Raw genomic sequence first — 24,357 nt, 5'->3', positions numbered from 1 at the left:
ACATGAAAGCTTATTTATTTCCTGGTCAAGGTTCTCAATTTATAGGAATGGGATCGGATTTGTACAAAAAATATTTTATAGCTAAAAAATTGTTTCAATTATCTAATGATATTTTAGGATTTAAAATAACTGATATTATGTTTTCGAAACATTCAATGAATATATTGAAAGAAACTCAATATACACAACTTTCTATTTATATTTATTCATTCATAAAAATCAAAACATTAAGCAATTTTTATCCGGATATGGTATCTGGACATTCTCTTGGAGAATTTTCTGCTTTAGCTGCCATTAATGCTTTTTCTTTTGAAGAAGGATTAATTTTAGTAAAAAAAAGAGCTCAAATAATGCAAAAAATTTGTGAACGTATTTCTGGAGGAATGGCAGTGATCCTTGGGTTAGAAGATGAATTAGTGGAACGCGTTTGTTATCAACAAACGCGTTCCACTAATGGTGATAGAATTGTTGTTCCATCTAATTATAATGCACATAAACAAATTGTGATATCCGGAGAATATCAAACTCTTAAGAAAGTTTGTCATATTTTATATCAAATTGGTGCTAAAAAAATCCTTTACCTTCCTGTTCATGGAGCGTTTCATTCTCCTATCATGGAACCCGCTAAAAAAGCATTAGAAAAATTGATCAAGAATATTCATTTTCATCCTCCTATATGTCCCATATATCAAAATATACATGGAAAACCCGTTATAAATTGTATTGAAATAAAAAAAAATCTCATTGAACAAACTACTTCTCCAGTCAAGTGGAAACAATCTATAAAAAATATGATGATTGATGGAGCAACGTTATTTGAGGAAATAAGTCAAAAAAAATTTTTAATCAAGATGGTAAAAAACATTATAAATCATTATGATCACATCAATGTTAAATAATGTTAAGATGAATCGATATAAATATTTTTGTCATGGAAAATTGTTATTAACGGGGGAATATTTTTTATTATGTGGATCTATGGGAATTGCTTTACCTACCATTAAGGGTCAATCACTAACTGTTTTTAATTATGAAAAAAATTGTTCTTATCCTTTACTACACTGGAAGAGTTTAGATGAATTTAACCATGTTTGGTTCGAAGCAATTTTTAAACTTCCTTCTTTAGATATTTATTACGAAACAGAAAAAAAAACATCTCTTTTTTTACAAAGATTGTTATTACTGTCAAAAAAAAATCAGAAAAAATTTCTGACAGATTCTTTTAATATCAATGTTTACACCAAATTAGAATTTTCAATAGATTGGGGATTAGGAAGTAGTTCGACGTTAATTAATAATATTGCAAAATGGGCCAATATATCTCCATATCTTTTAATAGGAAATGATTTTTTAGGAAGTGGTTATGATATAGCATGTGGAAATACATCTCGACCAATTATTTATCAAGTACATAAAAAAAAAAATCTTTAATTACTACTATCGTATTTCATCCTACATTTAAGAATAAACTTTATTTTTTACATCTTAATAAAAAACAAAGTACTATTTGTGGAATCAAATTTTTTTATAAAAAAAGATTTTTTAATAAATGCCTTATAGATGAAATATCCTCTATTACTTTAAAATTAACTTTTTGTAAAACATTAGAAGAATTTGAACGGTTATTGTTCCAACATGAAATGATTATATCAAATGCTTTAAATATTCCTACGATTCAAGAAATATATTTTCCTGACTATTTAGGAATAGTAAAAAGTTTAGGAGCTTGGGGTGGAGATTTTGTTTTAATAAGTTATCGAAAAGGAATGAAAAATTATTTCAATAATAAAGGATTTTATACAATTTTTTCATTTAATGAAATAATTTTTTAATTTTTAATAAAGAAAAGTATATATCTTATTGTTGATATTATTTTTAAATAAAATTTGATATGTGCAGTGTTGTAGAATTTGATATTGATGGAATTCCTCATTATTTTCCTATCGTTTTTGGAACATTTCATGATAATAAAGCAATTAATATTTCAAAATTGAGAGAAAATACTGGACTTATTACTTTTGATCCAGGTTTTAAAAATACAGGAATTACGAAAAGCTCTATTAGTTTTATAAATGGAGAAAAAGGAGAACTTTTATATAGAGGATATCCTATTGAGCAAATAGCTGAAAAATGTTCATTTTTAGAAACAAGTTATCTCATTTTAAATGGAGAACTTCCTGATGATGTTCATTTTAGATGTTTTTCTAAAAAAATTCGTACACGTAGTGTTCTAGATAATGAAATTATAAATTTTATTAATAAAATTCCTAATTCTTATCATCCTATGGGAATTTTAGCTTCTTTCACTCATATATTACATGCGTTTTCTAATGTTCATGAAAAATATGAAGATCTATATTTAGATTTGTTTGCTAAATTACCCATGTTAGCGGCATTAACTTATAGAAAAAAATATAATCTTCCTTCATTAAGTTTAGATCGTGTTGTAGATGTAGATAAGAATATCTATTATACTTCTAATATTTTAAATATGTTTTTTTCCAATTCTAATTATGAAGATTATTATAATAATCATATTATCATGGAATCTTTGGATAAACTTTTTATCTTACATGCAGATCATGAACAAAATTGTTCTACAACTACAGTCCGATTATTAGGATCCGCTCATGTAGGACTATTGGCTTCTATATCTGCAGGAATTAGTGCTCTTTGGGGGACACTTCATGGAGGGGCAAATCAAGCTGTTATAGAAATGTTAGTAGGCATTATGAATGATGGTGGAAATATTGAAAAATGGATAAATCAAGCAAAAAATAAGAATAATTCGTTTCGTTTAATGGGATTTGGTCATAGGATTTATAAAAATTTTGATCCTAGAGCTAGGATTGCAAAAAAAGTAGCTGATCATTTAATTAATAAATTAGGGATTTTTGATCCCATTTTAGAATTAGCTAAAAATCTTGAGGAAAAAGCATTGAAAGATCCCTATTTTATAGAAAAAAAACTTTATCCAAATATTGATTTTTATTCTGGAATTATTTATCAATTTATCGGAATTCCAAAAGATATGTTTACAGTCATGTTTGCATTGGGAAGATTGCCAGGATGGATTGCTCACTGGATGGAAATGAACTCAAACAGCGATCCTATAGGAAGACCCAGACAAATTTATGTAGGATGTAAAAGAAGGAATATATGAATTGAAATGAGTTAGTGCGGGTGAAGGGAGTCGAACCCTTATGCCATGAATCAGGCATCAGATCCTAAGTCTGACGTGTCTACCGAATTCCACCACACCCACAAAACATTGTCTGTAACATATGGAAAATAAATTCCTCATTAAAAAATAAGAAATATGATAAATATTCGTATTCTATTTTTGTAAGAAAATTTTATAATTTCTTTTTATGTCTATTTTTTCTTTTACGTTTTTTTCTTTTATGAGTTGCTATTTTTTTTCTTTTACGTTTTTTCCCGTTTGGCATATTAAAGATTTTTAATTGTTATATTGTTTTGAATTATTGATTATTTCTTGATAGGAACCTCTTTTTTCACTAGATCTGTGAAAGATTTGGAAGGTTTAAATGCTGGAATATTATGCGCAGGAATGACAATAGATTTATCTTTAGATATATGACGTCCAAGTTTTTTTGCTCGATATTTAATAATAAATGAACCAAAACCTCTTAAATAAACATTTTCTCCTGATGTGAGACTTTGCTTTATTTTTTTCATAAATGATTCTATAACTCTTTGAGTATCGATTCGTTCAGATCCAATTTCTGATATAATTTCTGTTATTATTTCTGCTTTTGTCATATTAAATCATTATAATCAAATAACAAAATTTGGTTTATTAAATATACCAATTTTTTGTAAAATTATTTTAAAATTAAATAGAAATGAATTTTTCTAATAAAATTATGAATTGGTATTCAAAAAACAAAAGAAATCTTCCTTGGAGAAAAACAATCAATCCTTTCCATATACTGATTTCTGAATTAATGTTACAACAAACAAGAGTTTCACACGTTGTAAAATATTATTCAAATTTTATACAAAAGTTTCCTACTATAGAAAAAGTAGCAGAATCTAGTGAGAAAAATATTCTTAAAGAATGGAAGGGGTTAGGTTACTATTTTAGGGCAAAAAATCTTTATAATTTTGCAAAATTGATATATAAAAAAAAATTTTTTCCTGATAGATACCATAAGTTGATAAAATTTAAAGGAATTGGTCCATATACCGCAGCAGCGGTATCTTCTATATGTTTTAGTGAAATTGTTCCTGCGATTGACTGTAATGTGGTTCGAGTATTTTCTAGATATTTTGGAATACATTATGATATATCAAAATCTTTGGATAGGACAAATCTTTCCATCATGATTAAAAAAATCATGGACGTGAAATATCCAGGTCTTTTTAATCAAGCTATTATGGATTTGGGTGCTACTTTATGTACGTTTAAAAAATATCAATGCTTTTCCTGTCCTATTAACGATTTTTGTTTTTCAAAGAACAACAACGTTGTTGATCAATTTCCTAAAAAAAATAAAAAAAAATGAAAATTTTTTGTATTTCAAGTAAAAATATAAGGAATTTGTATTTTTATACAGTATTTTTTACATTATGAATACATTTTTTTTTAAAAAATTTTGATGATTGCATGGATAAAAGAAAAAGTTTATTTATTTGTCATTTTATAAAAAAACCTCTTTTTCACATAAGATTCATGAAATTTTTCATAAAAAATTTAATATATTGGAAAAAGAATATTCGACGAATTTTATTTTAAAAAGTGTCTTTTATCTATTTTTATATTTTACTTTAATAATTATTTTATTATTGTTTTCTGCATTAGTTTCTGGATCAGAAACTGCTTTTTTTTGTCTTGATAAAAAAACTATCGATCAAAAAACAAAGAAGAATCGAAAGAAAAAACATATTCTTTTAAAAATTCTTAAGTATAGAAAAAAACTTTTAGCAATCATATTAATTGCAAACAATTTTTTCAATGTTGGGATTGTGATTCTCACTTCTTCTTTATTAGAAGAATTCTTTCAAAAAGACAAGTTTTCAAAAACTATTAACATTTCTTTTTCTCTTTTATTAGAAATTATATCTATTACTTTTATTCTATTATTATTTGGAGAAATAATTCCTAAAATATATGCAGAAAAAAATAATTTTCGATTTTCTATATTTATGGCAAAGCCCTTATTTTTCATTAGTAAAATATTAGAACCTATTAGTAAAATTATGATTTCTTTTTCGGAATTATTAGAAAATAAAATCATCAAGAAAAATAATATAATATCTATCGATCAACTATCAAAAGCATTAAAAATTACTTCTTACAACCAAAAAAATAATAAAGAGATTAAATTTTTACAAAAAATTGTAGACTTCGGAAATACGGAAATTCATCAAATTATGACTCCTAGAATCGACATGTTTGCCATAAGTATAAATACAAATTTTTCTGATGTAATTAGGTTGGTTCGATACCAAGAATATTCAAGAATTCCCATTTATAATAATAGCATAGATGATATAGAAGGAGTGTTATTTGCAAAAGACTTACTTCCCTTTATTTATCATAATAAAAAATTTTCTTGGAAAATACTAATTCATCCTCCCTTTTTTGTACCACAAAAAAAAAAAATAGACAATCTTTTAAATGATTTTAAAATTAGAAAAATACATTTAGCTATTGTAGTCGATGAATATGGAGGAACTTGTGGTTTAGTAACTCTTGAAGATGTTGTTGAAGAAATTGTTGGAGATATTACAGATGAATTTGATAAGGAATATCTAAATTATTCCAAAGTAAATAAAAATACTTATTTTTTTGATGGAAAAACTGCTTTGATTAATTTTTATCGTATCATGGAAATTGATGATGAAATTTTTTTTGAAAATGAGAAAGGAGAAGCAGATACGTTAGGAGGTTTTATTATGGAAATATGTAAAGAATTTCCTAAAGAAAAACAAAAAATAGATTTTTTTCGCTATTCTTTCGTAATCCAAAGTATTGATCACAAAAGAATAAAAACAATCAAAGTGATAAGAAATGAAAAAAAATGAATAGAAAAATAGAATAACGTTCTATGAAAAAAAAATGGGATTTATACAAAAAAAAATATTGGACCAATAATTTTGTCAATTATCTAATATTTTTTTCTTTATTTTTACTTCTTATCATTTGTTTTGAAAAAATTTTTAATCCATCTTATCAAAGATGTTTGTATGAATTAAATTATGCACAAAAATGTTTTGAAAAGGGATATTTTTATCAATCGTTGCATACCGATTCTAAACATTTAGGTTTTTTAGGAATTATTTCCACTTATCCTTTCACTCAAGAAGAAAACATTTCGAAGTTTTATGCAAGTATTTGTTATTATAAATTAGGAGATTATAAAAAATCGATAAAAATGATGAAAAAATTCCAAACAAAAGAAAAATTTTCGATTGCCATGAAATACGGAATAATAGGGGATTCTTATATTCAAATGAACCAAAGGAATCATGCTATCCATAATTATATAAAAGCGGCTAATGTAGAAGATAATGATATGCTTACTCCGATTTACTATTACAAGATTTCCTTATTATATTTGAATATAAAAAAATATGAAAACGCATCATATTTTTTAAACAAAATAAAAAATAAATATCCTAATTTTTTATATATCGATAATGTCGATAAATATCTTTCATATTCAAAAAATCAACAATATATTCATAATTGAAAAATTATGATTGCATGGAAAATTCAATCAAAGTATTACCTAAAAAAGTAATTAATCAAATAGCTGCCGGAGAAATTATTGATCGACCATCTACTGTTGTAAAGGAGTTATTAGAAAATTCTATAGATGCACAAGCGAATAAAATCGATCTTTTTATACAAGATGCTGGAAAAACATTAATTCAATTATTTGATGATGGAATAGGAATGAATTTTTTAGATGCCAAAATGAGTATTCAAAGATATGCTACTTCAAAAATTAAAAATTATGAAGATTTATTAAACATTCATACGAAAGGATTTCGTGGAGAAGCCTTATCTTCTATTTCTCTTGTTTCTCAGTTGGAAATACAAACAAAAACTAGAAATAGTATAATGGGAGTTCATCTTTTCATAGAAGATGGAAAATTGAAAAAGGAAATTCCAATAAATATGTTGGAAGGGACAAGAATTTCTGTAAAAAATATTTTCCATAAGTTTCCAGCTAGGAGAAAATTTTTAAAATCTTCTAGAATAGAATTTTTACATATTGTGGAAGAATTTTATAAGATTATTTTGGCACATAGACAAATTACTTATCGATTTTATCATAATGGGAAAATGGTCTTTTTTTTCAAAAAAGATTCTTTGAAAAAAAGAATTGAATCTCTTATAAAAGGAAGTTTTAAATTTATTTATAAAAAAAAAAAAACCTTTTGTATAAAAGGATACGTAAGCATTCCTGATTCCTCTGTTAAAAAAGGAAGTCAATTTATATTTCTTAATAAAAGGTGTGTCAACTATTTATCATTACATAATAAAATTATTCAATCTTATAAAGGATTTGTAAAAAAAATCAATACAATTTCTTACTGTATTTTTATTTATATAAGACCTATTTCGATTAATTTCAATATTCATCCTTTAAAAAAAGAAGTTCATATAGAATATGAGTCTATAATAGGAGAATGTATTCACAAAGAAATAAAAGAAACATTATTTTATCAGTATGAAATCAATAAAAAAAATATAAATCGTTACAATATTTTTTCTTATAAAAATAAGAATCCATTATTAAGAAATGACGTATTAAAATTTGTAAAAAAAAAAAATCAAAGTATTAATGATAGTATAAACCATTTATATAAATCTTTTGTAGTAATAGAAGATGATTTTGATCATTATATTTTTAATAAAATTAAAAAAACAAAATTAGAGATATTTCAAATAAATAAGAAATATATCATATTTACATTTGGAAATGATAATTGTATGGTGTTAGTCGATCAACATAGGGCACATCAAAAAATATTATATGAACTGTTAATCAACAAAAAAGAAATTCCTTCTAAGAATTTCTTTTTACCGATTAAAATTTCTTTATTAAAAAAAGATAAATTATTCTTAAATGAAATTGAAAATAATTTAAATTATATAGCATGTCGTTTTACTATTTGTACAGAATATATGTATTTACATACATTTCCTAAAAACATCAAAACAAATTTACTCATTGAAGTATTTAAACATGTATTTAAATATCATTTAAATAATGATTGTCAACGTAATAAAAGAATTCTTATAGATCACATTTCTTCATTTATTTCTATAAAATATGGATGTTTATTATCAAGTAGTAATATGATTTTCTTGATAAGAAATCTTTTTTTTTGCAAAAATCCTCGTTATAATAATTCAGGAAATCCTATATTTTTCATTTTCAAAAATGATTTTTTTGAACAAATTTTTTACAAGTGAATTTTTATTCCAATTTTAACTCTTCGTATGCTGTGAAACATTTAATATGTATCAATATATTGATATATACAGCAATATTACTTTTTCCTTATTCTAGAATAGAAGATATTTTTTCTTTATATCATCCTAATGATCATCGTTTTGAATCATATCAAATTTTTACACATATGTTCATCCATTCTGAACATATATTTTTTCATGTATTTTTTAATATGTTAGCTTTATTTATGTTTGGAAGAAAAATAGAAAATATTTTAGGAATAAAAAAATTCCTTGTATTATACCTATTATCAGGGTTTTTTGCTGCATGTTTACAGTTATTATTTAATAGTAGTGTACTATATTACTTTTTCCAAACAATAGATTTTTCAGAAATTGATCAAATAATGAGTTTTTACTCACTTAACGAAGAACAAAGAATGACAATATTTAGTCTTATGTATTCACCGATGATGGGATCTTCTGGTGCCATCAGTGGAATAGTCGGAGCTTTTGCAAAATTTTATCCTCATCATAAAATTTTTATATTACCAATTCCTTTTCCAATTCCTATTAGAACGGCAGTATTTATTGTTCTCTTTATGAGTTTTCTTTCTTCCATGTTTAATTTAACTCCTGGAATCGCTCATTTTGCTCATATAGGAGGAATGATTTTTGGATATTTTTTTATACGATTTTTCGTAAAAAAAACACTTTATGAATCATTTTGATGATTCTGATGAATACATGAAAAATAGAACATATTACAAAAGATAAATAGAAAAAATAAAGATAGAGAATTACTTTCTTTATTCATAGATTTCATCACACGTTCCCATCGAATTTTCCAACTGAATAGGTTCAATGGATGATTTCTAATCCAATCAATGCTCATCCATATAAAGATAGGTTTTCCCAAAATATGATCTTCTGGAACAAGACCCCAATAACGAGAATCATAAGAATTATCTCTATTATCTCCTATCATAAAATAATAATTATTTTTTAATTTATAATGTTTCTGATGGTTATCAGGATGTTCATATAATAATATATGTTTATAGACATCAATATTTTTTGAATTCCATTGAATTGTATCTCCCTTTTTAGGAATGTATAATGGTCCAAAAAAATCCCTATTCCACTTTGGATAAGTATTATTATATATTGAATTTTCCTTAAAATAAATGGGATCTATTTGTTTTTTTATACAAAAAATATTTTTAAATATTTTTTGTATTCTTATTGCATTTGTTCTTGTTAACATGATTTGATAAAAATAATTATTTTTTATTTTTTTTATAAAATTTATTTCTTCAATATCCATTTTACTCTTAAGAAATTTTTCATTTAAAGGGGAATTATGTGTTTGAACAATGTAAGATTTTTCTTGTGTAAGAAATCCTTTTTCTTTTTTATGATTAACAAAACAAATTCCTTTTTGAATTTGAACTATATCTCCTGGCAATCCCATACACCGTTTAATATAATTTTCTTTTCTATCTATCATGTTATTTTTTTTATCTGTTGGAAGATTAAAAACAACTAAATCATTTCTTTGTATGGGTTGGATAGATGGAATACGATAGTATGGCCAATGGATCCATGATATATAGGATCTTACATTTCCTATAATTTTATTATGAATAAAAGGAATAGAAATCGGAGTAATAGGCATTCGTAATCCATAATGAATTTTACTAACTAAAATAAAATCTCCTACTAATAACGTTTTTTCCATGGAAGAAGTAGGAATCATAAATGGTTGAATAAGATAATGATGTGTAATAAAATAACATATCATAGAAAACAAATACTTTACATCATACATGTATAACAATGTTTTTTTATCATTATATTTCAAATGCGTGAAATAATTTATGTAATACATGTAAAAAACACATGCAAATAAAAAAAATAACGAAAGGTCTTTCGTTTTATTTCTTCCAAAAAATTGTAGGATATCTATCCAAAATATTATAAAAAATATAATGCTTGTAAAAGGAATGAATAAAAGAAACATCCAATATAAAGAATGTTTATGTTTTTTTAACCATGCAAAAATATTGTAAATGGGAAGATAAGTTTCCCATGGATTCATCCCACATTTCTTATAAAGTCTACATGTTACCAATGTATGAATAATATTTTCAATTAAGAAAAATATAATGCTAAAACAAACATAATGAAACATTGATAATATAAAAAATGATGATATAGAAATTAATATAGTTAATTTAATACATCTTGCATAGAAAAAAATCCTTTTTTATTTTGAATCCATTCTGCAGCAATAACAGATCCTAGAGCAAATCCATCTCTATTATTTGCCTTATGGGAAATTTGTATATCATCGATTTCGGATTCGTATTTAATAGAATGCGTTCCTATCTCTTTCCCCATTCTTCTTGATATAATAGATATACTTTCTTCTTTTTTTTCTTGACAATCCAATTCCCATTTCTTTTTGACATTATTTTTTATAATATCATTTGCTAATGATATAGCTGTTCCACTAGGTTTATCGACTTTATCTTTATGATGTATTTCTTCAATGGTTACTTGATAATCATTTGCATATGGATGCAATAATTTAGATAAATATTGATTCATTTTGTAAAAAATATTCATTCCAATACTAAAATTAGAAGCGTATAAAAAAGATCCTTTTTTTTCTTGACATATTGTTTTTACATAATCCAATTTATTAAACCATCCTGTAGTTCCACATACAACAGGTATATGTTTTTTTAAACATACTTTAATATTATTAATAACAGAATTGGGATGGCTAAATTCAATTGCTACATCAATATTTTTCAATATATATTCTGGTGGAGTATTATCTACACAAATTTTGATGACATGATTCCTTTTTTTTGCGATTCTTTCAACCGTTTTTCCCATTTTTCCATATCCAATGATTGCTATATTCATAATAATACAATTGTTTTAATATCTAAATATTATAATTTTTTTTGTCTTGTTTAATTAATTTTTTTTATCTTGTTATTTTTGATGTATTGCCTACGTGGTGAAATTGGTAGACACGTCACTTTGAGGGGGTGATATCCGAAAAAAATAGGATGTGCTGGTTCGAATCCAGTCGTGGGTATTCATTCAAAAAATATTTTATCATATTAGTATACGAAAAAGATCAGGATTTTTATTTATATATTGAAAATGAACTTTATTTTTTTTCATTCTTTTTAATAATGAAGTAAATTCGTTTTTATCGGATAATTCTATTCCTATAATTGCAGGTCCTTTTTCTTTAGAATTTTTTTTTGAATATTCAAAATAAGTAATATCATCTTTTTTGCTTAAAACATTGTTTACAAATTCTTTTAATGCACCGGATCTTTGTGGAAATTGAACAATAAAGTAATGTTTTTTCTCTTCATATAATAAGGATCTTTCTCTAATTTCTTCTGTTCTAGTAATATCAGAATTACCACCACTTAATATACAAACAATGGTTTTTCCTTCTATTTCTTTAGAATAAAAATCTAAGGCAGAGATGGAAAGTGCTCCAGCAGGTTCTGCAACAATTGCTTCTAAATTATAGAGTTCCAAAATAGTAGTACAAACTTTGCCTTCTGGAACTGTTTTCATATCATACAATATTTTATGACATATTTTAAAATTTAATTTTCCTACTTTTTTTACGGAAGCTCCATCAATAAATCTATCTATATTTTCTAATTCTACAACTTTTCCATGTTTTAAAGAAATACTCATAGATGGAGCTCCTTCAGGTTCTACACCTATAATTTTTGTATGTGGACTATATTGATGAAAGTAACTTCCCACTCCTGAAATTAAACCTCCTCCTCCAACAGGAATAAAAATATAATCAATATGAAATGGATACTGTTGTAATATTTCTAATCCTACTGTTGCTTGTCCTTCAATGATTTTTACATCATCAAAAGGATGTATAAAAATTTTTTTATTTTTTTTACAAAAGTCTAAAGCTTCAACATTGACTGAATCAAACGTATCTCCGATAAGAATAATTTCAACAAAATCTTTTCCAAACATTTTTACACGTTCTATTTTTTGTTGAGGTGTTGTGCTAGGCATGTATATTCTTCCTGGAATTTTTAATTTTTTACAAGAATAAGCTACTCCTTGCGCATGATTTCCTGCACTAGCACATACAACTCCTTTTTTTAAAATTGTTTGATAACAAACACTTTTTATTTTATTGTAAGCTCCTCGTATTTTATATGAACGTATAATTTGTAAGTCTTCTCTTTTAAGAAAAACATTTGCTTTGTATTTATCGGATAAAAGTAAATTTTTTTGTAATGGAGTTTCATTAATGACATTCTTTAAACGTTCATTCGCCTTCATAATTTCTTCACAAGAAGGATAATATTTTGGTAACTTTTTTTTCAATTTTTAATCTTTTTCTGGTCGTAATTTTCTAATTATATTTCCTACAGTCCATAATTCACTTTTCCTTAAATCTTGTAATTCTTTTTGTAACTTTTTTCTATAATTTTTATCAATGTTATATGTTATAATTCTTTTTGCTTCTTTTCCTGATGAAACTTCTTGATACAATTCTTTAAAAATTGGGAGGTTTACTTGTTGAAATTTTTTCCACCAATCTAAAGCACCTCTTTGTGCCGTAGTAGAACAGTTTTCGTACATCCAATCCATTCCTTTTTCTGAAACTAATGGCATGAGACTCTGTGTTAATTCCTCAACAGTTTCATTAAATGATTCTGATGGAGAATGTCCATTTTCTCTTAACACTTGATATTGTGCTGCAAATATTCCTTGTATTGCACCCATTAAAGTTCCTCTTTCTCCGACCAAATCAGAGTATACTTCGTTTTGGAAATTTGTTTCAAATAGATATCCAGAACCAATCCCTATCCCAATAGATAATACTTTTTCTAAACTGTTTCCACTATAATCTTGATAAATAGCATAACTTGAATTAATCCCCTTTCCTTCTTTAAAAAGTCTTCTTAAACTTGTTCCAGATCCTTTAGGTGCTACTAAAAAAACATCTATTTCCTTAGGAGGATGGATATTTGTTTTTTCATGAAAAGTCAATCCAAATCCATGAGAAAAATATAAAGATTTTCCTTTTTTTAAATAGTTTTTTAAAATTTTCCAAAAAGATATTTGACCCGCATCTGATAGTAAATACATTAATATAGATCCTCGTTCGGATGCTTCTTCTAAAGAAAATAAATTTTTATTAGGGATCCATCCATCTTGTACCGCTTTATCCCAAGAAGGAGAATTTTTTCTTTGTCCGATAATTACTCGGAATCCATTATCTTTTAAATTTAACCCTTGACCTGGTCCTTGAACTCCATATCCTAATACAGATAAGGTTTCGTTTTTTAAAGTATTTTTTGCTCTTTCCAAAGAAAATTCTTTCCTTGTAACAATATTTTCCTCTACATTTCCAAATGTAATTTTCATAATTTTTATTTATTAATTGAACGTTTTTAATAATGTTAAAATATCAAATATTTTTTATAGGTTCTTTCATTAACAATGGTTGATGATGATAAGAAATACAAATAATTCCAATCAATTTTTCAATTAATTTTTTTATTTGAATTAACTGTTCTTTGAAACATTCTAAATCAATGATATATTGATGTTCATTTTTTAAGTTATTTTTTATATTCATATCACCATGTATATATAAAATTTTTAAATTTTTTCTATTCAATATGATTAATATTCTACTCAATAATCTATTGTCATTTTCTCCAACTACTCTAATCCTAAACTTCTTTTGTTTCATAAAAAAAATATAATTAATTTGTTATTCCATTCTATTCTATTCCAAACGAATTTCATCTACAGATGATCCTGAAGGAATCATAGGAAATACATTTTTTTCTTTTTCGACAATGACTTCTAACAAAAAAGAATGTTTATGTTGTAAAGTTTCTTTTACAGCGTATTGTAATTCTTCTCTTTTTTCCACTCTTTTTGAATGGATTTCATAAGCATTTGATAATTTTATGAAATCAGGATTAACTAATTTGGTACAAGAGTAACGTTTGTTGAAAAATAGTTGTTGCCACTGACGTACCATTCCTAAATAGTTATTATTTAATAATATAATTTTTATGCAAATACAATTCTGTAAAATCACTCCCATTTCTTGTATCGTCATTTGAATTCCTCCATCTCCTACAATACAAATTACTTGTCTATTCTTCGAACCTATTTTTGCACCTATTGAAGCAGGTAATGCAAACCCCATGGTCCCTAAACCACCCGATGTAATCTGGCTTTTTTTACAAGTAAAATTAAAATATCTTGAAGCAATCATTTGATGTTGACCTACATCTGTGACTAGAATAGAATTTTCTTTTTTATATTTATTAATCCACTTTAAAACTTCTCCCATTGTAATTCCTCCTTTGATTGGATGAATATCTTTTTTTATGACTGATTTTTCTTCTTTTGTTTTAAGAAATGAAAATTTCTTCATCCATTCTTTGTGATGAGATGGATGTACATAATCAAGTAATTTTTTTAGAGAATTTTTGCAATCTCCTAAAATAGAAATATGACACAAAACATTTTTATTAATTTCTGATGAATCAATTTCTAAATGAATAATTTTAGATTGTTTTGCATATGTTTTTAGATTTCCTGTAACACGATCGTCAAATCGCATCCCTATTGCAATAAGAACATCACATTGATTAGTTAAAATATTAGGGGCATAGTTTCCATGCATTCCTAACATTCCAACATGTAAATGGTGTGTACTTTGTATTGACCCCAATCCTAATAAAGTACTTGCTACAGGTATTCCAGTTTTTTCTACAAATTTTTTAAAAATATCTTCTGCATTAGCAAGTATAATTCCTTGTCCCGCTAGAATGAGAGGTTTTTTGGAAAGATTAATTAATCTTGCTGCTTCAATAATATTTTTGTCTTTTATACAAGGAAATGAATAAACATATTTTCCTTTTTTATAAGGAGAAAAATCAAATACAATATTTTGCATCTGAGCATCTTTAGTAATATCAATTAATACTGGACCTGGTCTTCCTTTTTTTGCAATAAAAAAACCTTTTTGAATAGATTTACATATATTTTCTGCTGCTAACACTTGTGTATTCCATTTTGTAACGGGAAGAGAGATATCTATAATATTAGTTTCTTGAAATGCATCTGTTCCAAGGAGATAAGAAAATACTTGTCCAGTAATACAAACAATTGGTGTGCTGTCAATTAAAGCATCTGCTAATCCAGTAATTAAATTTGTTGCTCCAGGTCCTGAAGTAGTGAAACAGACTCCAACTTTTCCAGTTACTCTAGCATATCCTTGTGCGGCATGAATCGCACCTTGTTCATGACGCATTAATACATGAGAAATACGATCTAAATAATTATGTAAAGCGTCATATATAGGCATAATTGCACCTCCTGGATATCCGAATATCCATTGTACCTTTTCATGTAAAAGGGTTTCCATAACAATAGAAGAACCAGAAATTAATTGTTTTTTCATAAAGTTATGATTCATCATCCGTAATACATCCTTGAGAAGCAGAAGAAACTATTTTTTTATATTTATTTAAATATCCTTTTTGAAATTTCGAAACAGGAGTTTTCCATAATTTTTTTCTTCTATTAATTTCATTTTTATTTACTTCTAAATCGATTGTATTACTCACTGCATCTATTTTAATAACATCTCCATTTTTTATAAGAGCAATTAATCCACCTATATATGCTTCAGGGGATATATGTCCGACAACAAACCCATGTGATCCTCCAGAAAATCTTCCATCAGTGATAAGAGCAACTTTTTTTCCTAATCCACTTCCCATAATGTATGATGTGGGTTTTAGCATTTCTGGCATTCCTGGTCCACCTTTAGGACCTACATATCTAATGACAATTACCGTACCAGGTTTAGTTTTATTCTCTAATATAAATTGGTTTGCCTCTTTTTCGGAATTAAAAACTTGTGCTTTTCCCATAAAAAAATTTCCTTCTTTTCCTGTAATTTTTGCAATTGCTCCTTCTGGAGCAATGTTTCCGTATAATACTCGAATATGTCCTTGTTTTTTAATAGGATGATCTAAAGAGTAAACAACCTTTTTATTAAAATTTATGTCAGGAAAATTTTTAACGTTTTCATAAAGAGATTTTCCAGTAACGGTTAAACAATCCCCATATAATATTCCTTGATCTATAAGGTATTTGATAATTACTGGAATTCCTCCAATTTTTTTATGAATATCTTCCATCAGAAAAATTCCACTTGGTTTTAAATTTCCAATAAGAGGAACTTGATCACTGATCCTTTGAAAATCTTTTAGTGATAAATCAATATTTGCTGTTTTAGCTATTGCTAAAAAATGTAAAACAATATTGGTAGAACCTCCAAGACACATAGATAACTTAATTCCATTTTCCAAAGAATTTTTTGTAATAATTTTTTCTGGAGTTATCTGTTTTTGTAATAAATTTTTTATACAAATTGCAACTTGGTTACACTCTTGTAATTTTTCTTCACTTTGTGATGGTGCAGATGAAGAATGGGGAAGCGTCATTCCTGAGGCTTCTAAAGCAATAGCCATTGTATTAGCGGTATACATTCCACCACATGCTCCAGGGCCTGGACAAGAATGTTTTATAATGTTTTTATATTCTTTTTCACTAATGCTGCAAGCATTTTTTTTACCTAATGCTTCAAAAGAAGAAACAATATCCAATCTTTTTCCATTATAATATCCGGGTGAAATTGTTCCCCCATAAACTATCACAGATGGTCTGTTTAATCTAAGTAAAGCCATCATAACTCCAGGAATATTTTTATCACATCCAGGAATAGCAATAACTCCATCATAATAATGAGCATCAATTACTGTTTCTATGCTATCTGCTATTATTTCTCTAGAAGGAAGAGAATATCTCATTCCTGATGTCCCCATAGTAATTCCATCACTTACTCCAATAGTGGTTATTTGAATCCCAAGTAGATTGTGATTTAATACAGATGACTTAACTTTTTTAGATAGTCGATTTAAATGTATGTTACAAGGATTTCCCTCATACCAATTACTCACTATTCCTATTTGAGCTTTATTAAAATCCGATTCTTTCATTCCTATTGCATACAACATAGCATGTGCAGCTGGTAAATCGTTGTTTTTTGTTATTTTTTTGCTAAAGTTATTTATTGTTTTTTTCATGAAATATCTCCCTTCATAAATCGATCAAAAAATTTCACTGTATTTTTTTTAATGAAATCATATAGTTTATTAAACTTGCAAAAATATAAAAAAAATAACGTTCTATAAAGAAATATTATCTTTATTCATCAATTTCATTGAAATATTTTTAAAAAATATTAAAATTTTTACAATTGATCAATAATAAATGGATATAAATAGGAAAAATTCGTTTAGGAAATAATTCCAGATCCAATTAATTCTTCATTAAAATACCAAGCAGCAAACTGTCCTTCAGTAATTGCTCGTTGCATATATTCAAATTCAATTAATAAACCATTTTTTATTTTGTATAATCTGGATCTTTGTAAGGGTTGTCTATATCGAATTCGGCAAAAAACATCCATATATTTTCCATTAGATAACATAAGATCTTTTCGTATCCAATGAATCTCATCTTCTCTAATAAATAAATGTTTTCTATATAATCCAGGATGGTTATTTCCCATCCCAGTATAAACAATATTTTTTTTTACATCTGTATCAATAACAAAAAGAGCTTTTTTATATCCTCCTAAAGAAATTCCTTTTCTCTGTCCTTTAGTAAAAAAATGAGCTCCTTCATGGGATCCAATAATAGATCCATTAGATTTTTTATAGTCTTTTTTTTTTGATAAGAATAAAAGTTCTTCTACTTTGGAAGAAAATGTTTTATTTTCTTTTTTATAGATTTCCGAATGAGAGCTGATATAAATAATTTCTCCTTTTTTACGAGGAATTTTTTTGGATAAAAAATCAGATAATTGAATTTTTCCAAGAAAACATAATCCTTGAGATTCTTTTTTATAAGCATTACTTAATCCATTTTTTTTTGCAATGGATCGAACTTCCTTTTTGGTGAGTGAACCTAATGGAAAAATTGTTTTTTTTATCTGATTTTGTGTTAATTGACATAAAAAATATGATTGATCTTTATTTCCATCTTTTCCTATTAAAAGACTATATATTTTTTTATTATTCTTGGTAATAATCTTTTTTTTTACATAATGCCCTGTAGCAATAAAATCTGCTCCTAAACTAATAGCTTTCTTTAAAAAAAGATGAAATTTAATTTTTTTATTGCACAATATATCCGGATTAGGTGTATATCCGATCTTGTATCCGTAAAACATGTAATTTAATACATATTTTTTGTATTCATTTCTCATTTCTAATACATGAAAAGGAATGTTTAATTGATTAGCAATCAACATAGCATCAAGACCATCTTGATTAAGAGAACAATGATTATTTAATAATAAATGATTCCAATAGTTCATAAACATACCAATTACTTCATATCCACTTTTTTTTAAAATTAATGCTGATACACTGGAATCAACACCCCCTGACATAGCTACAACTACTTTTTTCATAAAAAATTTTTCAATTATGAAAATTTTATATCTAATAATTGACGATTTTTATGAAAACATTTCCCTTACACGATCAAAAAACGATTTTTCCGAATTTCCTGGATGAGGAAGAAAATTTTCATTTTTTTTCATTTTTTCAAAAAATTTTTTTTGTTCATTATTGATTTTTTTTGGTGTCCAAACATTAACATGAATGAATAAACTTCCATGACCATATTCTTCTATATTTGGTAATCCTTTATTTTTTAATCTAAGTGTTTTTCCCGATTGTGTCCCAGGATCTATTTTTATTCGTGCTTTTCCATTAATAGTGGGAACTTCTTTATACGCTCCTAGTATAGCGTCTGGGAAGGAAATGTACAAATCATAGTGTAGGTTACTTCCTTCTCTTTTTAACTCTTGATGAGGAATCTCTTCTATTAAAACAATTAAATCTCCTGATATTCCTCCGAATGGAGCAGCATTTCCTTTTTCCGATATTTTTAGTTGTATTCCTTCTGTAAGACCTGCAGGAATTTTTATATTAACTAATTCTTCTTCTTTGATTAATCCATGGTTATTTGCTCCATTAGGAACATTTTTTACACTTTTCCCAGTTCCTGAACATGCATAACATTGAGAAGACGTTTGCATTCTACCTAAAATAGTATTTGTCACACGTATATTTTGTCCACTTCCATTACAAGAAGGACAATTGTGATATTTGACTCCTTTAGCAACATTCAGTCTTTTTACTTTTACTTTTTTTTCTACTCCAACCGCTATTTCTTCTAACGTTAATTTAACTCTAATTCTTAGATCACTTCCTTTGATTACTCTATTTTGACCAGATCTTCCAAAACCAAAATTTGAAAATCCTTCCCCAAATGCATCTGCAAAAATATCTCCAAAATTTGTAAAAATATCTTCCATGTTCATTCCATGTCCTGATGTATTATTACCTCTTATTCCAGAATGTCCATATTTATTATAAAGATTTCTTTTATTTACATTACTTAAAACTTCATAAGCTTCAGCAGCTTCTTTGAATTTTTCTTCTGCTTTTTTTTTATTATTTGGATTTTTATCAGGATGATGTTTAATGGCTAATTTTCTATAAGCTTTTTTAATTTCTTCTGAAGTAGCATTTCTAGAAACTCCTAATACTTCGTAGTAATCTTTTTTTATCATGAATAAAAAATTATTGATACATATAAATTACTTTCCTGTAACCACTTTGGCATGTCGTATTACCTTGTCTTTTAATAGATATCCATTTTCTATGATTTCTATAATTTTTCCTTTTAAATCTTTTTTAACAGCTGGAATTTGAGAAATCGCTTCATGTAAATCTGTATTAAAAAGATCTCCTCGTTTTGTATGGATTTTTTTTAATCCTTTTTCTTCTAAAATTTTAATTAATTTTTCTTGGATTAAGAATATTCCTTTTACAAGGAAATCTTCTTCAGATTTTTTCAATTCTTTTATTCCTCGTTCAAAATCATCTAAAATTGGAATTAAGTCTACAAGGATTTCTTCATGAAGAATTCTAAAAATATCGAATTTTTCTTTTTGTATTCGTTTTTTATAATTTTCAAATTCCGCAAAAATACGAATAAATTTTTCTTTTTCTTCTTTTAACTGTTTTTTTAAAAATTCAATGTCTTTTTCTACATTATGATTTTTCTTTAGTTTTTTTTTACAAGAATTTTCTTTAACAATAGAACTATTTTTTGAAGAAGATAATGATTTTTCAATTTTTTTTTGATCAATATTCATAACAATATATATTCATCACAATTTTACTCATTATAAGCAAAATATTTGCCATAATTTATTATTATGTCATTTATGACATAAAATAAAACAATGAATTGAGATTTAAATATTTTCTCACAATATTTAATTTATTAATAGCTATATGTTTTACTTTTTTTGCACCACAAAATAAAATTTTATCTAATAATTGTTCATTTTTCATAAAATGAAAGAATTTCTCTCTTTCTTTATCAAATTTTTGGTTAATTCTATGGTACAATTCTATTTTAGCGTCTGAATATCCATATCTTCCATTAAGATACTTTTTTTTCATGTTATTTATTTCATGTTTATTGGAAACAAGTTTATATAAAGACATAATACAATCTTCATCGGGATTTTTTTTTTCTTGAAAAGATTTATTATCTGTTTGAATGTGCATAATTTGTTTTTTTAATATTTCTTTTGAAGAAAAAATATTAATATAATTATTTTTCGACTTACTCATTTTATTTCCATCTATTCCTGGAACACACATTGCTTCATTTTGCAGTAAAGCTTGAGGTAATACAAAAATGTTTTTTCCTATTTTTTTATTAAATAAGTTTGCAATAAAACGCGTAATTTCTATATGTTGAAGTTGATCTTTTCCTACTGGAATAATTTTTGCATCATAAAGAAGAATATCTGCTGCCATTAAAATAGGATAACTAAACAATCCTACATTAATTTTACTTTCTTGTTTTTTTTTATGTTTAATTTCCTTTTTAAAAGAATGTGATAATTTTAATCTCTGATATGGAAAACAACAACTTAAATACCATGCTAATTCCGTAACTTCAGGAATGTCAGATTGACGATAAATTAAACAATTATCTATATTTAATCCAAATGCTAACCATGTAGATAATATTTTATAAATGTTATTTCTAATTTTATTTCTATTATCTAATTTGATTAAAGAATGTAAATCCGCTATAAATATGAATGAGGAATATTTTTCACTTTTATTTGCTATATGTATAGACGGAATAATAACACTCAAAATATTTCCTAAATGAGGCGTACCGGTACTTCTAATTCCAGTTAGCATTCTTTTCATATTATTTAAATTTAATGAATTTATTACATCATCACTTTAAAGATTCTAATCCTCCTACAATTTCTAGTATTTCTTTGGTAATCAGATATTGTCTTTCTTTGTTGTAATTTATAATTAAATTTTCTTTTATATCCTTAGCATTTTCTGATGCTTTATGCATAGAAATCATCCGTTCTGTATGTTCTGAAGAAGAAGAATGTAAAAAAAATTTTTTACACTTTAAAATGAGTAATTTTTCAATCAAAAAATTGATAATTTTTTTTTTTGATGATCCTAAAATAGGAGGAATTTGGTTTTTTTGATAAGGAAATTGTTGGATAGAAATCGGTAGAATTTTTTCTACTATTGTTTCCACATGCATGGACGTTTGTAACTTATTATATATAAAATATATAGAATCAAATCGGTTAAAAAATAACTTCGTTAAATCTTGAAAAAATAAATCGTAATTTTCAAAAGAAAAATGATGTATTTTTGCTCGATGAAACTTATTATTTAGAATAAATTCATTTCCTTTTTTTCCTATAGAAAAAAGCACATATTTTTTTCCATTTTTTTCTTTTATAAGTTGATTAACCTTTTCAAAAATCAAAGAATTAAAAGATCCACATAATCCTCTATTTGAGGTAATAAAAATCAATAATGATTTGGATCTATTCTTATGAAAAAAATATCTACATGTTTTTTTATAAAAATAAATATCTAAAGTAGATGAAAAATTTGAAAAAATGAGTTGCATATCATTTAGATATGTTTGTACATGATGCAATAATTCTTTAACTTTTTTTAACTTTAAAGTAGAAATCATTTTCATGGCTTCCGTTGTTTTTATAACGTTATCCATTGATAAAATTCTCCTTTTAATTTCTTTAACATTCGTCATTTATGAGGATCTTTTTTTTTATAAACATGATTTTTTTTTATTGTTAAAGCAACATCGACTAATATTTTAGATATTTGTTCATTAAAAATTCCTTTTCTTAAAAGAGTTAAATATTCGAAATATTGATGATTTAAACATTTTAAATATTCTTTTTCAAAAGATGAAATCTTTGAGATAGGAATTTGATCCATTAATCCTTTATTGCCAATAAATATCATTGCGATCTGATCTGCAATATCAGATGGATGATAAGGTTCTTGCTTAAGAATTTCCGTATTTACTTTTCCTTTGTTTATAATTTTCATGGTAAATGGATCTAATTCAGAACCAAATTTAGAGAAGGCTTCTAATTCCTTGAATTGTGCTTGATCCATTTTAAGTGTTGAAGAAACTTTTCTCATAGAATTAATTTGTGCTGCTCCTCCCACACGAGAAACGGAGATACTTTCATTAATCGCTGGTCTTATTCCAGCATTAAATAATTCCTTTTCTAAAAAAATCTGTCCATCTGTTATGGAAATCACATTAGTAGGAATATAGGAAGAAATATCTCCCGATTGGGTTTCAATAATAGGTAAAGCAGTTAATGAACCTCCTCCTTTAATTTTTTTACGAATAGAATTTGGAACGTCATTCATATTTTCAGCCATTTTTTGATCTTTTATGATTTTAGAAGATCGTTCCAAAAGACGAGAATGCAAATAAAAAACATCTCCTGGATATGCTTCTCTTCCTGGTGGTCGTTTCAATAAAAGAGATATTTCTCTATAAGAAGCCGCTTGTTTAGATAAATCATCATATACGATTAATGATGATCGACCAGTATCACGAAAATATTCTCCAATAGAAGTGCCTGAAAAAGGTGCATAAACTTGCATAGATGCTGAATCCGAAGCACTAGATGCAACTATTACTGTATAAGAAAGTGCATGTTTTTCTTCTAATATTTTCATCGTATTTGCAATGGACGACGCTTTCTGACTAATAGCTACATAAATACAATAAACTGGTTTTTTTTCTTTATAAAATTTATTTTGATTAATAATCGTATCGATTGCAATTGTAGTTTTTCCTGTTTGTCTATCTCCAATAATCAATTCTCTTTGTCCTTTTCCTATAGGAATCATAGAATCTATAAATTTGATTCCTGTATATAGTGGCTCGTTTACTGGTTCTCTATAAATGACTTCTGGAGCTTTCCTTTCTATTGGCATTTCAAATAAATCTCCTAATATTGGCCCTTTACCATCAATAGGTTCTCCCATCATATTAATGACACGCCCTAACATTCCCTCTCCTACTTTAATAGAAAACGATTTTCCTGTTCTTCTTACATAATCTCCTTCCTTAATATTTTTTGAAGTGTTTAACAAAACAATTCCGACATGATCTTCTTCAAGATTTAAAACTACTCCTTTTATATTTTTTTCAAAAGAAACTATTTCTCCATAAAATGCCGAATTTAATCCATAAGATTGAACGATTCCGTCCCCTACTTGTACAACAATTCCGTATTCATATAATTCTGATTCAAATTGAAAATTTGATAACTTCTTTTTAAGTATTGATGATATTTCAGAGTATTGTAATTCTGACATATT

General features: G+C 26.0%; 23 protein-coding genes, 2 tRNA genes and 1 pseudogene. 10 read left to right on the top strand and 16 right to left on the bottom strand.

Annotated features, from left to right (window positions below):
• Positions 1-2: 2 nt before the first annotated feature.
• The 4 genes from fabD to H0H42_RS00405 all read left to right on the top strand — a co-directional run bounded on the left by fabD (position 3) and on the right by H0H42_RS00405 (position 3,163).
• The gene (gene fabD, locus H0H42_RS00415; RefSeq protein WP_185868575.1) at positions 3-899 is read left to right on the top strand and encodes an ACP S-malonyltransferase; all 897 of its coding nucleotides are present in this window, start codon (positions 3-5) and stop codon (positions 897-899) included.
• On the top strand, positions 877-1,431 hold the full coding sequence (locus tag H0H42_RS02745; protein ID WP_223843696.1) for a hypothetical protein: 555 nt from the start codon (positions 877-879) through the stop codon (positions 1,429-1,431). The genes fabD and H0H42_RS02745 overlap by 23 nt, the downstream gene beginning before the upstream one ends.
• 209 nt (positions 1,432-1,640) lie before the next feature.
• A complete protein-coding gene (locus H0H42_RS02740) occupies positions 1,641-1,832 on the top strand; it encodes a hypothetical protein (RefSeq protein WP_223843695.1) in 192 nt (63 codons plus the stop codon).
• 59 nt (positions 1,833-1,891) lie between these two features.
• Positions 1,892-3,163 carry a citrate synthase gene (locus tag H0H42_RS00405; protein ID WP_185868574.1) on the top strand — a complete coding sequence of 424 codons (1,272 nt, stop codon included), beginning with the start codon at positions 1,892-1,894 and terminating at the stop codon, positions 3,161-3,163.
• 15 nt (positions 3,164-3,178) lie between these two features.
• Here the strand turns inward: H0H42_RS00405 and H0H42_RS00400 are convergent.
• Both H0H42_RS00400 and H0H42_RS00395 read right to left on the bottom strand, forming a co-directional pair.
• Positions 3,179-3,265 (bottom strand) — tRNA-Leu (locus H0H42_RS00400).
• Positions 3,266-3,489: 224 nt separating this feature from the next.
• Positions 3,490-3,783: an HU family DNA-binding protein gene (locus tag H0H42_RS00395; RefSeq protein ID WP_185868573.1), complete on the bottom strand. Its 294-nt coding sequence runs from the start codon at positions 3,781-3,783 to the stop codon at positions 3,490-3,492.
• An 83-nt stretch (positions 3,784-3,866) separates the two neighbouring features.
• Here H0H42_RS00395 and H0H42_RS00390 point away from each other — a divergent pair, with 83 nt between their 5' ends.
• From H0H42_RS00390 to H0H42_RS00370, 5 genes are all read left to right on the top strand, one after another.
• Positions 3,867-4,529 carry an A/G-specific adenine glycosylase gene (locus tag H0H42_RS00390; RefSeq protein ID WP_185868572.1) on the top strand — a complete coding sequence of 221 codons (663 nt, stop codon included), beginning with the start codon at positions 3,867-3,869 and terminating at the stop codon, positions 4,527-4,529.
• 127 nt (positions 4,530-4,656) lie between these two features.
• Positions 4,657-6,051 (top strand): gliding motility-associated protein GldE, encoded by a 1,395-nt coding sequence (gldE, locus tag H0H42_RS00385; protein WP_317167331.1) that lies wholly within the window; start codon positions 4,657-4,659, stop codon positions 6,049-6,051.
• A gap of 23 nt (positions 6,052-6,074) precedes the next feature.
• Positions 6,075-6,719: a tetratricopeptide repeat protein gene (locus H0H42_RS00380; protein WP_185868571.1), complete on the top strand. Its 645-nt coding sequence runs from the start codon at positions 6,075-6,077 to the stop codon at positions 6,717-6,719.
• Between the two features lie 14 nt (positions 6,720-6,733).
• Positions 6,734-8,455 (top strand): DNA mismatch repair endonuclease MutL, encoded by a 1,722-nt coding sequence (gene mutL / locus H0H42_RS00375; protein ID WP_185868570.1) that lies wholly within the window; start codon positions 6,734-6,736, stop codon positions 8,453-8,455.
• The gene (locus H0H42_RS00370) at positions 8,452-9,165 is read left to right on the top strand and encodes a rhomboid family intramembrane serine protease (protein WP_185868569.1); all 714 of its coding nucleotides are present in this window, start codon (positions 8,452-8,454) and stop codon (positions 9,163-9,165) included. Before mutL ends, H0H42_RS00370 begins: the two co-directional genes overlap by 4 nt.
• Here H0H42_RS00370 and lepB read toward each other — a convergent pair.
• The 3 genes and pseudogenes from lepB to dapB form a co-directional block, all read right to left on the bottom strand.
• A complete protein-coding gene (gene lepB / locus H0H42_RS00365; RefSeq protein WP_223843703.1) occupies positions 9,150-10,265 on the bottom strand; it encodes a signal peptidase I in 1,116 nt (371 codons plus the stop codon). The genes H0H42_RS00370 and lepB overlap by 16 nt on opposite strands.
• Positions 10,266-10,343: 78 nt before the next feature.
• A pseudogene (locus tag H0H42_RS02735) lies at positions 10,344-10,535 on the bottom strand (DUF5684 domain-containing protein); the annotation flags it as partial.
• 131 nt (positions 10,536-10,666) lie between these two features.
• Complete coding sequence (gene dapB / locus H0H42_RS00360; RefSeq protein ID WP_185868567.1) at positions 10,667-11,371, bottom strand: 4-hydroxy-tetrahydrodipicolinate reductase; 705 nt, start codon at positions 11,369-11,371, stop codon at positions 10,667-10,669.
• Between the two features lie 88 nt (positions 11,372-11,459).
• Here dapB and H0H42_RS00355 point away from each other — a divergent pair.
• Positions 11,460-11,549 (top strand) — tRNA-Leu (locus tag H0H42_RS00355).
• Positions 11,550-11,569: 20 nt separating this feature from the next.
• Here the strand turns inward: H0H42_RS00355 and ilvA are convergent.
• The 11 genes from ilvA to atpA form a co-directional block, all read right to left on the bottom strand.
• A complete protein-coding gene (gene ilvA, locus H0H42_RS00350; RefSeq protein WP_185868566.1) occupies positions 11,570-12,838 on the bottom strand; it encodes a threonine ammonia-lyase in 1,269 nt (422 codons plus the stop codon).
• A gap of 3 nt (positions 12,839-12,841) precedes the next feature.
• Positions 12,842-13,885 (bottom strand): ketol-acid reductoisomerase, encoded by a 1,044-nt coding sequence (ilvC, locus tag H0H42_RS00345; protein ID WP_185868565.1) that lies wholly within the window; start codon positions 13,883-13,885, stop codon positions 12,842-12,844.
• A gap of 43 nt (positions 13,886-13,928) precedes the next feature.
• Complete coding sequence (locus tag H0H42_RS00340; RefSeq protein WP_185868564.1) at positions 13,929-14,216, bottom strand: acetolactate synthase; 288 nt, start codon at positions 14,214-14,216, stop codon at positions 13,929-13,931.
• 36 nt (positions 14,217-14,252) lie between these two features.
• A complete protein-coding gene (gene ilvB, locus H0H42_RS00335; RefSeq protein ID WP_185868563.1) occupies positions 14,253-15,947 on the bottom strand; it encodes a biosynthetic-type acetolactate synthase large subunit in 1,695 nt (564 codons plus the stop codon).
• A gap of 4 nt (positions 15,948-15,951) precedes the next feature.
• The gene (ilvD, locus tag H0H42_RS00330; protein WP_185868562.1) at positions 15,952-17,640 is read right to left on the bottom strand and encodes a dihydroxy-acid dehydratase; all 1,689 of its coding nucleotides are present in this window, start codon (positions 17,638-17,640) and stop codon (positions 15,952-15,954) included.
• 212 nt (positions 17,641-17,852) lie between these two features.
• The gene (gene mnmA, locus H0H42_RS00325; protein WP_185868561.1) at positions 17,853-19,034 is read right to left on the bottom strand and encodes a tRNA 2-thiouridine(34) synthase MnmA; all 1,182 of its coding nucleotides are present in this window, start codon (positions 19,032-19,034) and stop codon (positions 17,853-17,855) included.
• Positions 19,035-19,082: 48 nt separating this feature from the next.
• The gene (locus H0H42_RS00320) at positions 19,083-20,204 is read right to left on the bottom strand and encodes a DnaJ C-terminal domain-containing protein (RefSeq protein WP_185868560.1); all 1,122 of its coding nucleotides are present in this window, start codon (positions 20,202-20,204) and stop codon (positions 19,083-19,085) included.
• A 27-nt stretch (positions 20,205-20,231) separates the two neighbouring features.
• A complete protein-coding gene (locus H0H42_RS00315) occupies positions 20,232-20,792 on the bottom strand; it encodes a nucleotide exchange factor GrpE (protein ID WP_185868559.1) in 561 nt (186 codons plus the stop codon).
• Positions 20,793-20,862: 70 nt separating this feature from the next.
• Positions 20,863-21,873, bottom strand: coding sequence for a tryptophan--tRNA ligase (gene trpS / locus H0H42_RS00310; protein WP_185868558.1), 1,011 nt, complete (start codon positions 21,871-21,873; stop codon positions 20,863-20,865).
• A 31-nt stretch (positions 21,874-21,904) separates the two neighbouring features.
• Positions 21,905-22,756, bottom strand: a complete 852-nt coding sequence (locus H0H42_RS00305) for a F0F1 ATP synthase subunit gamma (protein WP_185868557.1) — start codon at positions 22,754-22,756, stop codon at positions 21,905-21,907.
• Positions 22,753-24,354, bottom strand: coding sequence for a F0F1 ATP synthase subunit alpha (gene atpA, locus H0H42_RS00300; RefSeq protein WP_185868556.1), 1,602 nt, complete (start codon positions 24,352-24,354; stop codon positions 22,753-22,755). The genes H0H42_RS00305 and atpA overlap by 4 nt, the downstream gene beginning before the upstream one ends.
• Positions 24,355-24,357 lie beyond the last annotated feature (3 nt).

The organism is Blattabacterium cuenoti (genome assembly GCF_014252275.1).
GTDB lineage: Bacteria > Bacteroidota > Bacteroidia > Flavobacteriales > Blattabacteriaceae > Blattabacterium > Blattabacterium cuenoti_O.
This window is presented reverse-complemented; position numbering and strand designations above follow the sequence as displayed.

What these genes read in the sequence shown, in the direction of transcription:
- ilvC (WP_185868565.1), bottom strand. Translation starts at nt 13,885, where the DNA reads ATGAAAATTACATTTGGAAATGTAGAGGAAAATATTGTTACAAGGAAA.
- fabD (WP_185868575.1), top strand. Translation starts at nt 3, where the DNA reads ATGAAAGCTTATTTATTTCCTGGTCAAGGTTCTCAATTTATAGGAATG.
- H0H42_RS00305 (WP_185868557.1), bottom strand. Translation starts at nt 22,756, where the DNA reads ATGACGAATGTTAAAGAAATTAAAAGGAGAATTTTATCAATGGATAAC.
- H0H42_RS00340 (WP_185868564.1), bottom strand. Translation starts at nt 14,216, where the DNA reads ATGAAACAAAAGAAGTTTAGGATTAGAGTAGTTGGAGAAAATGACAAT.
- H0H42_RS00390 (WP_185868572.1), top strand. Translation starts at nt 3,867, where the DNA reads ATGAATTTTTCTAATAAAATTATGAATTGGTATTCAAAAAACAAAAGA.
- dapB (WP_185868567.1), bottom strand. Translation starts at nt 11,371, where the DNA reads ATGAATATAGCAATCATTGGATATGGAAAAATGGGAAAAACGGTTGAA.
- H0H42_RS00380 (WP_185868571.1), top strand. Translation starts at nt 6,075, where the DNA reads ATGAAAAAAAAATGGGATTTATACAAAAAAAAATATTGGACCAATAAT.
- H0H42_RS00405 (WP_185868574.1), top strand. Translation starts at nt 1,892, where the DNA reads ATGTGCAGTGTTGTAGAATTTGATATTGATGGAATTCCTCATTATTTT.
- lepB (WP_223843703.1), bottom strand. Translation starts at nt 10,265, where the DNA reads ATGTATGATGTAAAGTATTTGTTTTCTATGATATGTTATTTTATTACA.
- H0H42_RS00320 (WP_185868560.1), bottom strand. Translation starts at nt 20,204, where the DNA reads ATGATAAAAAAAGATTACTACGAAGTATTAGGAGTTTCTAGAAATGCT.
- H0H42_RS00315 (WP_185868559.1), bottom strand. Translation starts at nt 20,792, where the DNA reads ATGAATATTGATCAAAAAAAAATTGAAAAATCATTATCTTCTTCAAAA.
- atpA (WP_185868556.1), bottom strand. Translation starts at nt 24,354, where the DNA reads ATGTCAGAATTACAATACTCTGAAATATCATCAATACTTAAAAAGAAG.
- trpS (WP_185868558.1), bottom strand. Translation starts at nt 21,873, where the DNA reads ATGAAAAGAATGCTAACTGGAATTAGAAGTACCGGTACGCCTCATTTA.
- mutL (WP_185868570.1), top strand. Translation starts at nt 6,734, where the DNA reads ATGGAAAATTCAATCAAAGTATTACCTAAAAAAGTAATTAATCAAATA.
- H0H42_RS00395 (WP_185868573.1), bottom strand. Translation starts at nt 3,783, where the DNA reads ATGACAAAAGCAGAAATAATAACAGAAATTATATCAGAAATTGGATCT.
- H0H42_RS02745 (WP_223843696.1), top strand. Translation starts at nt 877, where the DNA reads ATGATCACATCAATGTTAAATAATGTTAAGATGAATCGATATAAATAT.
- ilvB (WP_185868563.1), bottom strand. Translation starts at nt 15,947, where the DNA reads ATGAAAAAACAATTAATTTCTGGTTCTTCTATTGTTATGGAAACCCTT.
- ilvD (WP_185868562.1), bottom strand. Translation starts at nt 17,640, where the DNA reads ATGAAAAAAACAATAAATAACTTTAGCAAAAAAATAACAAAAAACAAC.
- H0H42_RS02740 (WP_223843695.1), top strand. Translation starts at nt 1,641, where the DNA reads ATGATTATATCAAATGCTTTAAATATTCCTACGATTCAAGAAATATAT.
- mnmA (WP_185868561.1), bottom strand. Translation starts at nt 19,034, where the DNA reads ATGAAAAAAGTAGTTGTAGCTATGTCAGGGGGTGTTGATTCCAGTGTA.